General features: G+C 40.1%; 7 protein-coding genes. 1 reads left to right on the top strand and 6 read right to left on the bottom strand.

The window, feature by feature from the left end; all coding sequences use genetic code 11:
* Positions 1–52: 52 nt before the first annotated feature.
* Positions 53–2,530 carry an outer membrane beta-barrel family protein gene (locus tag G521_RS0104565; RefSeq protein ID WP_081675015.1) on the bottom strand — a complete coding sequence of 826 codons (2,478 nt, stop codon included), beginning with the start codon at positions 2,528–2,530 and terminating at the stop codon, positions 53–55.
* Between the two features lie 127 nt (positions 2,531–2,657).
* Entirely contained in the window at positions 2,658–5,162 is a 2,505-nt protein-coding gene (locus G521_RS0104560) for a M14 metallopeptidase family protein (protein WP_026897481.1), read from the bottom strand.
* Positions 5,163–5,268: 106 nt separating this feature from the next.
* Between G521_RS0104560 and G521_RS0104555 the strand changes: the two genes are divergently transcribed.
* Entirely contained in the window at positions 5,269–6,579 is a 1,311-nt protein-coding gene (locus G521_RS0104555; RefSeq protein WP_026897480.1) for a UDP-N-acetylmuramoyl-tripeptide--D-alanyl-D-alanine ligase, read from the top strand.
* A gap of 90 nt (positions 6,580–6,669) precedes the next feature.
* Here the strand turns inward: G521_RS0104555 and G521_RS0104550 are convergent, their stop codons facing one another.
* From G521_RS0104550 to G521_RS0104530, 4 genes are all read right to left on the bottom strand, one after another.
* Positions 6,670–9,549, bottom strand: a complete 2,880-nt coding sequence (locus G521_RS0104550) for a TonB-dependent receptor (protein ID WP_026897479.1) — start codon at positions 9,547–9,549, stop codon at positions 6,670–6,672.
* Between the two features lie 304 nt (positions 9,550–9,853).
* On the bottom strand, positions 9,854–10,330 hold the full coding sequence (locus tag G521_RS0104540) for a gliding motility lipoprotein GldH (protein WP_026897478.1): 477 nt from the start codon (positions 10,328–10,330) through the stop codon (positions 9,854–9,856).
* Entirely contained in the window at positions 10,331–11,674 is a 1,344-nt protein-coding gene (locus tag G521_RS0104535) for a PSP1 domain-containing protein (protein WP_026897477.1), read from the bottom strand. It lies immediately after the preceding gene.
* Positions 11,675–11,676: 2 nt separating this feature from the next.
* Entirely contained in the window at positions 11,677–12,822 is a 1,146-nt protein-coding gene (locus G521_RS0104530; RefSeq protein ID WP_026897476.1) for a DNA polymerase III subunit, read from the bottom strand.
* Positions 12,823–12,906: the final 84 nt, after the last annotated feature.

Here is a 12,906-nt window from a genome sequence, read left to right as displayed (position 1 = left end):
CCTAAAAGAAGGATCTGCAAATTTGCAGATCCTTCTTTTTTATATCACGCAATTAATTTCCAACCCTTCCTTGTTCTATCTCAGAACCTGTGCTTCTTCTTCTGGCAGATTTAATAGTTTTTTTGCCGAACGAATAAGAGAAACTAAGCTGAGCTGAACGGCTTTCATTTTTGTTCAAATTGGTTAAATCAAGGTTTTCAAAAATTGAACTATATTGATTCTGAGAAATATTAAAAATATCAGTAAATCTCAGTTTTAAACTTCCCTTTTTTTGAAATACACTGGCACTAAATCCGGCATCAACGTTATACGAAGCTTTGAAATTATAAATTCCATATACAGTAGGACTCTCATACTCTGTAGAAAGTTCAGCCTGCAATCTTTTACCTAATGAAAAACTCTGAAGTGTGGTGATGATGATATCAGGGCTTGTATTGTTAAAGAGGCCCATTGATGAACCAGTAGAATATTTAACCATATTGGCCTGCAAATTCAGATCAGCATTCCACCATGGCGAAATTTCAATCGGAGCATTCAGCTCCAAACCGTAAGTAAACTCCTTATCTAAATTCTTAGTAATAATTGTATTGACAAAAGTCTGGTCATTCTGTTCGTTCAGATCAAGAAAAACGTCATCCACAAAACTCGCTCTTAGCGTGGCGCTGAATTTATCTTTATACACATTACCTAACTCCACAACCTGTGTGTATGCCGGTCTTAATAGTGGGTTGCCTGATCTGAAACTATATTGATCCAGATATGCTAAAAAAGGATTTAAAGCATCATATCCGGGGCGACCAATTCTACGGCTGTAACTTATCAGGAGCTTATTATTCTTATTTAAATTTTGAGTGTATTGCAGGTTAGGAAAAAGGTCTAAATAGTTGCGGCTGTTTAAAAGTGAGGATGTTATGGAAAGTCCTTTTGTATTGGTTTGCTCAACCCGCAATCCCATAACTAAAGTGGAATTTTTGAAATCCTTATTCAGGCTGAAAAATGCCGCATTAATACGCTCATTAATGCTGAACTGATTTGTAAACCGGGCATCCGGAAGAAAAACCGAATTAACTAATGATCCGAAATCAAGCTGGCTTTCACCTTTAACTTTACTGGCCTGCAAACCCAGATCTAAAGATGAACTTTCACTCAGAGGAACAGAATAGTCTAATTTAAATGACTGAATAGTGTATTCAGAAGGAGAACTATTCTTAATGTCCAGGTTTTCGCGGTACGAAGATCCGGAAGCGGTTCTGAAATTATTTTTGAGGTATTCCAGGGAAGTCCGGTCATAACTGAGGTAATCCAGATCTACTGACAGATTTCCGGCCTTTTTTCCCAGACTCCCTTTATAATTCAGGTTGTAAATGTGGTTGGTTAATTTTCTGTTTTGATTAGATTCTGCAAAAATAGTGGAGTCAAGTGATCCCTGATTTAAGATACCCGAACTATTCAATTTATCAATTCCAATTCTGTTTGATGTACCGTTCATCAGAAATCCAATTATCTGACCTTTTCCCAGATTGAAATCTGTTCCGACCCGATAGGAATCGCCTATCCGCTGCTGCTTACTAAAAAAATCTACATCAATTGCGGTTCGGTTGGTATTTGCAAGCTGACGAAAAGATAAAATATTCTTCGACTGACTGATGTCTGCATGGTTATAATTTCCAAAAACGTTCAGAGTTTTATTGCGATGATTAAAACTTAATCCGGTAGAATACCTAAAGTTAGGATCATAAACCTCGCCCAGATCACTCCCCCCAGCCATAGCCGATAAAACTCCGTTAGTACCAAAATTCTTATCTTTTTTGATACGGATATTTATTATGGATGCGATTCCCGCCGCTGCATATTTTGCGGATGGGTTGCTGATCAATTCTACCTCTTGTATGTTAGCACTCTGGGTATTTTTAAGCAAATCAATCAGGTTCTCGTTTTCCATAAACGTTTGCTTCCCGTCTATCATAATTAATACACCCGACTTACCATTAAGTCTTATGTTATCACTATTATCTATCTGCACACCCGGAGCTCTGTTTAAAATATCATAAGCTGTACTTCCGGAAGATAAAATACTGCTTTCTATATTCAGAATAATTTTACCTGATTTTATTTCTACAAACCGTTCTTTGGCAGTGATATCCACTTCATCCAAAACCTTACTATAGGGTTTAATAATGAGATCGCCTGTTAATTTCCGAACCTCGGCTGAACTCAGATGATACGGTCCGAAGGTGGCATTCACAAAACCAATATAATTTACCGAGATTAAATAACTGCCTGCTGTTATCCCTTCAAAATTAAAAGAACCCTGTTTTCCGGAAATTTCAACTTTAACAACAGCTGAATCTGCTGCATGCTTTAAAATAACAGTGGCAAATTCAACCGGAAGGCCTTCTTTAGATACTATTTTACCTGAAACAGTTTTATATCCATCAACCTGAGCATTTACAGAAATGCTGATTAAAATCAGAATTGAAAAAAATGCATGGACCAATAGGCCGGGCAAATGGGTAGAAATACGTCTCAATTTAATAATCAGGTAGATCGCAATATACTTACATGGCCATTAATTGAAAAATTAATTTTCGATTTAATTTATTTCATTGTTTAACAAATTGAGTTAAACATTTATTTTCAAACTAAATTTGAATCAATTAATGTCCAACCATGAATACGGCATTACTAAAAATAAGTTTTCCATTCTCCCAGAAACTGCGGAAAAGAGGATCATCAGCTAAATAAACTACCGATCCGTTTCCGGTATTCTGAACCCCGAAAATTAAACCGTCCACCAGTTTTTTCTTTGTTTGAGTTCCCACAAAACCCGTTACATAATTATTTTTCTTAAATACCCCTACATTCCATCCGGATTCCAAATAATTATAAACCCGGTCATCCAATTTTAGAGTATAATAATAATCCGGAAAACCAAAACCCAACGGATGGGTATTATCCATGTTTACTTTATAAATGGCGCCCGGTATACTGGTTTTAAGATCATCCCGCTCGCGGTTGTCATAACTCTTCAGATTTTCATACGGATCCTTGTTTTTGTCATCTTTCTTTGGATCTTCCTTAGCTCTTAAATCAAATCCTTTTTTACCCGCCAGCTGTGAAACCGCATCTTCCAGTGCAATTAACTTTCCGCCATTACGTATCCAGGTCTGCATTTTTTCATTTCCCAAATCTTCATAATTTCCATTCGGAAGAATAAGAACATCAAAATCAGAATAATTTAAACGGTTTAAATCCTGTGAACGAATAATAGTTGCCGGATAAGCAATCTGCTGTTCAAAGAAATGCCATATTTCTCCAAAGGCCAGCGAGGAAACCCCATCACCACTTACAACAGCAATTCTTGGCTTCTTTATAAAACGAATTTTATCCGAACCCAGATCAGCGCCCTTGTCTACAAATGCCGAAGCCAGCGCCTGAATTGAAACTTCAGATTTCTTTGCCAGATCAGCGATAATTTCTCCGAATTTATTTCCCAAACTTTCATTACTTGTACGGGCAATAATCAGAGAACCGGCGCTGTATTTTTTGCCCGCAGTTTCAAATGGAACTTCAGAATACCGAACCTTGATATTTTTCTTTAACAGTTCTGAAAGAAATTTCACGTCAGAAACCGAGTTCCAGTTAGCTATATAAGCTACAGGGTTTTGAATTTCGCTGTTGGTAACAGCTGGTAAATCCAAATTTGAAGACAAAGGTTTAAAAGACTGACGGCTGGCATATGATTTTAATCCATACGCATATGGAAGTGCCCAGGCTGTAATATCATAGGTGGCAGAATCAGAAACAAATGTTTTAGGCTCAAACAACACTTTGAGCATAACAGATTTGGGCTGATAAGCGCTAATCACCATATCTGTTTTTTCAACATTGAAATTCTCGGTTTTACCTGAAAAATATTCAAATCCACTTCCACCTTTTGCAGCTCCGTAGCCAAACTCTATCCCGTTACGGGTTAAAAGAGTAGCTAATTTTTTAAGTTTTTCAGGATTCTCTCCTTTAATTACATACGTTTTAAAATCTCCCGAAGGATTGGATTTGCTAGATGCGAAGTATTTTTTAAACTCAGTTATAGCTCGTTCAGCATTGTTAGACGTGGCTTCAACCGTAGAAAGTCCGGTTGTATAATGATGATCAATGCGGTCTTTTAAGGTTAATGTATCTCCTTCTTCATTGATAATAGCAAGCCCTGCACGCCCGCCTCCGCCTTGTTCATAAGTCATTCCTATGGAGCCATTATAGGTTGGATATGTATCTCCGTACGATGGATATAACAAATCAAAACGTTCTTTGGTAAAATACATCCAGCCGTTCTGATCAAAATAGCGGGCGTTATTTTTCCCGATTATCGTTTGAAACTCCCGCTGCCATTTGGTAATATCCTGATGAAAAGGCTCGGCCGCCGGCGCAAAATAATACGGTTCATTAACTCCCTGCTCATGAAAATCGACATGAACCTGTGGCAACCATTTATTATATAAAGCAACACGTTGCTGTGTTTCTATCTGTGATTGCCATGCCCAGTCGCGGTTCAGATCAAAATAATAATGATTTGCACGACCACCAGGCCAGGGTTCCATATGTTCGCGGGCTATAGCCAGCGGATCTGCAGTTGCATTTCTAACGGGATTATAAAAATTAACGTAGCGCTCTCGTCCATCCGGATTTAAACACGGATCAATAACAACCACTGTGTTTTTGAACCAGGCACGGGTACGTGCATTTGACGGATCTGTCAGATCATACAATGTTTGCATGGAGGCTTCTGTGGATACTGATTCATTGCCGTGAACATTATAACTTAACCACACAATAGCGGGAGCATTGTTTATCTGACTTGAACTTTCCAATCCCGCCAGGCTGATATTGTTTTTACGGATGTCTTCAAGGCGGTTTATATTCTCATCAGAAGCGATGAAAGCAACAAGCAATGGTCTTCCTTCATTGGTTTTGCCATACTCCTGGATTTTAATATTTTTAGAAGCAGAAGCCACGTATTTAAAGTAGTCAATAACACGATGATGTGCTGTAAACCGCTCACCTAATTTATAACCTAAAAATTCTGAGGGGGATTGTAATTTTTGAGCCTGAGTAGTAAAAATGAAAATAAAGAGCAGGCAGGCAAGCAGGGAAAATCTTTTCATGCGCCTAATCTACAAAATCTGAATGCGAAATTCTATAGGCGATTTATGGAAATATCTTGTGTAAAATCTAATCAGATCATTAAAAATCTTAGCTAATATTGCAGTAATGAATATCGATCAACTATATCAGGTTTATCTAAATAAGCGAGTTATTTGTACAGACACACGCCAAATTACGGCCGGCTGTTTGTTTTTTGCCCTTAAAGGCGAAAATTTCGACGGGAATAAATTTGCCTTGCAGGCTTTAAATGCTGGGGCAGCGTATGCTGTAATTGATGATGAGCAATTCAAAACCAATGATAGGTTCATTCTGGTTGATGATGTATTAACTGCATTACAGGATCTGGCCAGGCATCACCGCAGGCAGCTTAAAATTCCGTTTATAGGAATTACCGGTTCTAACGGAAAAACCACTACCAAGGAATTACTTTACTCTGTATTATCGCAGCATTGCAAAACCCATGCAACTTCCGGAAATCTGAATAACCATATTGGCGTACCCTTAACTATTTTATCTATTCCTGAAAAAACGGATATAGCTATTATTGAAATGGGAGCAAATCATCAAAAGGAAATTGAATTTTTATGCAGTATAGCTGAGCCTACACATGGAATTATTACCAATGTGGGCAAAGCGCATTTAGAAGGTTTTGGCGGGTTTGAAGGTGTAAAAATTGCTAAGGGAGAATTGTATGACTATATGCAAAATACGCGGGGAACTGTTTTTGTGAATAGTGATAATTTTGAACTTGTTGATATGTTGCGGGAACGAACAGTCGAAAAGATTGTATCCTACGGCAAAACAGCTGATAACTTTGTTTCCGGAAGCTTGCTGTCAGAAACTCCATTCCTGGAAGTTGCCTGGCATCGCGAAGCACAGGAAATTGATGATAAAACCCATATTTCAAGGTCCAATTTAAGCGGAACCTATAATTTTGAAAATATTCTGGCTGTAATTTGCATCGGCACTTTTTTTAAATTAAGTGCGGAGCAGATTAATGCGGGCATCGAACTATATAATCCTGTAAATAACCGGTCGCAAATTAAAAATACCGACAGCAATATGCTGATATGCGATTATTATAATGCCAATCCAAGCAGCATGCTTGTTGCCATTGATAATTTGAATGCGGCGCCGGGAAAAAACAAGGTGATGATACTGGGCGACATGTTTGAACTGGGTTCACATTCATCTGAAGAGCACGCACATATAATCGCGAAAGCTGAATCTGTAAAAGCTCAGAAATGCATATTTGTTGGGGAGGAATTTTATAAGCACCAAAACAACACTTCCGAATTTTACAGAACCACTCAGGATGCATACGATGCGCTGAAAAAAGATCCTGTGAAAGATTCCAGTGTCTTAATAAAAGGTTCGAGAGGAATGAAACTTGAAACGCTTTTGGATTTATTATAGATTAAAACTAAAAAATTATTTCCCGCAGATAAGTTCAGTAAAAATCTGGCTTAAACGCTGCGGGAAATAATTCAGTTTTCATAGTTCAAATTACTGCAGACTGTAAGTCAGTTTTCCGAAAACATATCTTCCGTTGTAACCAAACTGCGGAACTGCACGACTGTAAATAAAACGGCCGTTAGATGTATTATCTCTGCTTCCGGAGTAATTCTGAGTGGGGTCTCCGCTCAGATTATTTTCGTTATTTCTCGGATCGATATAGGCTTTGTCAGGATATACGTCAAACAGGTTATTTACCCCGATGGCAAAATTCATGTCTTTCCTGAAATTATAATTTACTGTTAAATCAGTGATCCATTTAGGTGAATAAGTTTGGTCCAATTGCAGAGGCAGATTTACCAAGGCCGGATCGGTTGCATTTAATGACGTTACCTCTCCAAAACGAACCGTACGTACCAGCAACCCATACTTACTTGAAGAGTAGTTTGCGCTGAGCGTATATTTATTTTTTGGAACAGAAGTTTCAAAACGGGAGCGCTCCAAACGGTCGAATAATCTTGCTTTTAAAGCCGGATCATTTTCAATTTTTGGAGAACCCTGAACTTCTTCAACATTGGTATCATTAAAATTGGCTGCGGCGGTTATTGTAATGCGATTACCTGAGGTTCCCAAATCAAAGCGATCGCTTAAAACCACATCCAGACCTTTGGTTTTAGTAGAAATTGCATTGGTAAAAAACTGCACGCTGTTAATTAAGCCATTCGGATCAACCGTATTTAAAATCTGGTTTACCGTTCCTGTTGGAATTTGATTTCCGCTGCCGTCACGTTCGCGGGTGTACTGACTTGAAAATACAATGCGATCGTCGATGTTTAACTGGTAAGCATCCACCGTAAATGTCAAATTCTTAGCTACCTTACCTGCTAAACCAACACTATAGGAATTGGAAAGTTCGGCCTTTAATGAACCAACGCCAAACTGATTGACTACCGTATTATCATTATTAACTGTTAAAACCTGAGTTGGCTGTCCCTGCACAAACTGGGTACTTTCGTTATTGAAATATCTCTGGTGCAATGACGGCGCCCTGAAGCCGGAAGCTACCGCTCCGCGAATAGCTAAATCGCCAACTACTTTTAATCTTCCGGTGAATTTGTAAGAAAAATTATTGCCGAAATCGCTGTAATCCTCATATCTGCCTGCGGCACTTAATAATAAACGCGGACCAAATTCTCCTTCCAGATCAAGATAAACACCTGTATTATTACGGGACTTATCCAAAGCATTGGATGGTGTAAAGCCCGGAAATACCTGGGCACCCGCAGCCGTAAATGAAGTACCAATTCTTCTGCCGGGAATACCTCTGGATGGCTGCCCGAAAGAATAAGATAACTCCTCACCGGCTCTGATCTGGTAATCATCTATTCTATGCTCAGCACCCACCGCCACGTTAACAGAACTTTTTCCGGTACCGAAAGCAAATTTTCTGTTTATATCCAGGTTGGTAGTATTCTGACTAAACCGTAGTTCGCCGGCCCTGAACTGTGTAGGGCTTGTACCAATTGGAAGCGATGCATTTAATGTGTTGGTAATATCAAACCGAATTGAATTTTGCCCCATCGAATTACTGATATCGTAATTCCATTGACCCAGCAATCCTTTAACTCCGGCGGTTAAAGAAATATCATCAATATCCGTTGTAATTAACGGTAAAAAGCCATTCGGGTAAATCGTTACATCAACTTGCGATGACTGCGATGGCAGGCGATAGAAGCCTGCGGCTTCGCCAAGCTTATTGGTATATCCGTGATTAAAATAAAACTCATGTTTTTCTCCCAGCTGATGTGCGCCGTTTATAAAATAACCCAGATTTTGCGATTCAGAATTTCCAACCCGCATGTTATTCCGGTCTAAGCCGGCAGCATCTGCACGAGCGTCATCGGCAGCTTTTAAGGCAGCGTAACGGCTTTGAAATTCAGCCTCAGTTTCGGTAGCGCCTTTTGACGGAAGTGATGAATACAAAAGCGGCCGTGTATCTAAACCACCCCGATTTGTTGCACCACGGGCAAGATACTGTGCTCCAATATTGATAAAGCCTTTTCCCTCAAGATCAAACCCCTTGCTGATATCAGCCTGAAAGGTTTTACCATCATACATTTTTCTCCCCAATGCTTCGGTAACTGATTGCCCGTAGGTGGTAGAAAAATTTAGAGGTGTATTTTTCTTTAAGATGATATTAATTACTCCGGCAATAGCATCAGATCCGTACTGAGCAGCGGCACCGTCACGCAATACTTCTATGCGGTCAATTGCGGCAACCGGAATGGAGTTCATATCTGTACCCACAGTTCCACGACCAAAAGTTCCATTGATATTAACCAAAGCAGTTGTGTGGCGTCTTTTTCCGTTAACCAGCACCAAAACCTGGTCTGGTCCCAAGCCTCTTAAAGATGCAGGGTCAATATGGTCGGTACCATCTGATACTGTTTGGCGGTTAGAACTAAAGGAGGGCGCTACATAGTTTAAAATCTGAGTAACATCTGTCTGGGCAAAATTCTTTACATCACGGGCGGAAATAACATCAACCGGAACGGCCGTTTCAATATTGGTTCTGGGAACCGTAGAGCGTGAACCAACTATAATTACTTCGTCTAAAGAAGATTCAGCTGCACGCAGGGTAAAATTTCGGACGCCGGTTTCAGTTCCTATCGTAGCGTTTTCATTTAATGTTTCAAAACCTATAAAGGAAATTCGAATGCGGTAGGTGCCGGGATTGGGGAATTTCAGAATATATTCGCCATTTACATCGGTAGAGGTTCCAACCTGCAAACCCTCCACTGCCAGCGAAACTCCGTTTAATGCGTTTCCCTGGGCATCGGTAATTTTACCTTTTAATCCCTGGGCGTACAAAATAGTACCCGAAAGGCACAAAGCCATAAAAAGCAGACTTTTAATGTATAATATTTTCATAGGATAGAATTTAAGTTAATTCTAATTTAATAATATTTTTTCCAATATTACTATTTGCTTTGCCATGAAGATATTATAAATCAGCCTGTTAGGAAGCAGGAATGAAATCCGGGATTATAGTTTTTTGAGCAGTTTTTTCCGGTACTGTTGCAGGATAAATAAGGTAATTCCGCAGATAAGGGAAAAAATATATGCGGGGTGAGTTACGTCCGTTACAAAAAAAGAAATCCCGCAAAAAATAACTAAAAATATAGCTGTGTAGGTAAAACTCCTGCTTAATAAAAATCGTTGAAACGCGTTCATATTATTCTGCTCTTTCTATTCTGATGCCCACATCTGTAATTTCACGCAATGGGTTATTGCGCATATTCTGTTCAATCTCTAACGTGTAATTTCCCTTTTGAGAGAAATAAAACTGCTGTTTAAACGGTAGCTGATAACTGTATAAATTTCCGGAACCTTTTCCAAGCCATTCTCCATCTGGAAGCGCCAGTTTAAATTCCTTCCGCTCCGTAATCACTTTGCCATCCGGCCCTTTCATCCTGATCAGCAAAAACAGATTTGAATATTTGTAATCTGCCGAATGACGGAGATTCACAAACACATTGTAGGGTATTTTCTGATCAGGAATTTCGGCCTTCACCTGAATTTTATTCACATACGCCCAGGAGCGGTTATTAATTATAGTATTGCTGTCTACAATGCTGGTTTTATCCTGACAGGAAACTATAAACAATACAAATGATAAAAAAATGCTGAAGAACTTCCCGGCACTATTCATTTATTCAGTGGGTTTGGGTCTGTTGTTATTATTACGGTTATTTCTGCGGCGGTTATTATTGCGATTAGCGCCCGCCACATTTGCCTTTGGATTTACAGCTTCAGCATCAGCACCGCCTTGTCTCTTTGGCTCCTCGGGGGCCCTTTCTACAGGTCTTCTGGCCGGCTGCGGTCGTGGAGAATTTGCTGATGGCGCACCCGCAGTTTGACTGCGTGGTTTGTTGCGGTTATTCTTTTTGCGTTTGGCAGTTTTATCATCTAAGCGGGTAAGACTATCCTGACCAACCACATTCTCATAATCCAAAACTTTTGCAATTACCGGTTTATCAATTTCGGCAGCCTCTTCTTTCAAATCATCGGGCTTAACGCCTTCTTTATTTAACTGCTGAATTTCTTTAACGCGGTCTATCTCAAGCGGAATCCAGTTATCATCATTTGGATAACTGAACCACATTAATTTTTTGAAGATATCTGTTTTCTGAAGCCTTGCAACACCTTTTCCGGTTTCGAGGCGCTCTACCTTTTCCGGAATATCTTTCAAAGCATCCATATATGTATCCAGCTCATAATTAAGGCAGCATTTTAATTTGCCGCATTGGCCTGCAAGCTTCAGGGTATTTAAAGAAAGATTTTGATAGCGTGCCGCTGAAGTGGATACAGTTTTAAAGTCTGTTAACCAGGTGGAGCAGCATAACTCGCGGCCGCATGAACCAATACCGCCTAAACGACTGGCTTCCTGGCGCATCCCGATCTGGCGCATTTCAATACGAATACGAAATGTTTCGGCCATTTTCTTGATCAGTTCCCTGAAATCAACCCGACCCTCTGCCGTATAATAAAACGTTGCTTTGGTACGGTCGCCCTGGTAATCTACATCACTCAGTTTCATGGCCAAACCCAGTTCCTTTGCCAGCACACGAGCTTTGTGCATGGTTTCAAATTCGGTTTCTTTGGCCTGTTTCCATTTCTCCACATCCGCCGGACTGGCTTTGCGGTAAATCTTTTTAACCACATCTTCGGTACGCACATGCCGCTTTTTCAACTGCATGCGTACCAGTTCTCCGGTTAATGAAACATGGCCTATATCGTATCCGCCGGTGGTAGTTTCTACGGCTACCAGTTCTCCGGCTTCGAGGTATAAATTTTCGTTATTTAAATAGAATTCTTTTCGGGAACCCTTAAACTTTATTTCTATAATGTTAAACGGCTTATAATTTGCCGGCATGTCCATGTGGGCAAGCCAATCGTAAACATCTAATTTACTGCAACCATTGGTAAGGCATGTGCCGTTACTCTTACAGCCCGCAGGCGCACAACCGCCTGATGAACAACTTCCACAACCCATAATTAATTCTGTATATATTGAGTCCCCGCAGGGAGCGTATTAAACTTTAAAATTTTAACTAATTGCAAAGATACATCTAAAAATAAAATTTTAGGATTGGCGTTGCGCTCCACATGATAATGCGCTTTCTCCAGTTCTCCCGAAATAGCCTCCGCTTTTTGAAGGTCCATAAACCTACTGAAATTTGTGATGAAATTTAGTTCGGCATCCGACAAATGAACGAGCTGAGAAGCTCCCGACAAAATCAGGACGCTTTCGCGGATCATATTGATGCCGAAACGCAGGAAATTCTTCTGGTTTTCTCTGCCCAGCTTGGCCGCTTTGTCTACAAACTCGAGGATAGTGCCTCCCTGATCAGCATAGGTCATACGCATCCAGGCCGAAAAAAGCTGGAAATTATCATTTTCATCGGACTGTAAAAACGTGAGCGCTGCCTGCAGATTTCCTTCACTCAGGTAAGCTATTTGCGATGCTTTGGTTTCTGATACTCCTTTTTTATACATCAGTAATTCAGAAACATCCCGGTCTTTTAAGCGGGGGATTTTAACCAGTTGCGTTCTGGAAATAATGGTTTGCAATATCTGATCCTGATTTTGTGCCACCAGCAGGAACAGTGTTTTTTGTGCGGGTTCTTCAATAATCTTTAACAGCGAATTTCCTTCTTTTTCCAGATGCTCCGGCAGCCACATAATCATCACCTTGTATTCAGACTCAAAGGGCTTTAAGCTCAGCTTATGAATAATCTGGTGGCACTCAGCAATATTGATATTGGCCTGTTTATTTTCTGCATCCAGCTGATTTCTCCATTCATTTAGGTTTAAGTACGGATTTGAAAGAAAGGCTTCACGCCATTCCGACAAATACTTCAGCGCCGTATCCTCCGCTTTTTTGGCGAAAAAGGGATAAGAAAAATGAAGATCGGGATGAATCAGCTTGCTGTACTTGCGACAGGAGGAACAATGTCCGCAACTATCGGCAGGGCCGGGCTCCAGGCAGGAAATAAACTGGGCGTAAGCAAGCGCCAGCGCCAAACTCCCTGAACCCTCCGGACCCAAAAATAACTGCGCATGACTCACCCTGTTTTCGAGCACCGTTTGTACCAGATGCTGCTTCACTTCTTCCTGCCCGATAATATCACTGAACTGCATGCAGCCAAAATAGTAAAAAGTACGCTGTAAGTTGTACTTAGATATTGTAAACCGCGGGGAAGATTGATTTTAAGGTTTTAAAGA

It is taken from the genome of Daejeonella oryzae DSM 19973, from assembly GCF_000422945.1.
Classification (GTDB): Bacteria; Bacteroidota; Bacteroidia; order Sphingobacteriales; family Sphingobacteriaceae; genus Daejeonella; species Daejeonella oryzae.
This window is presented reverse-complemented; position numbering and strand designations above follow the sequence as displayed.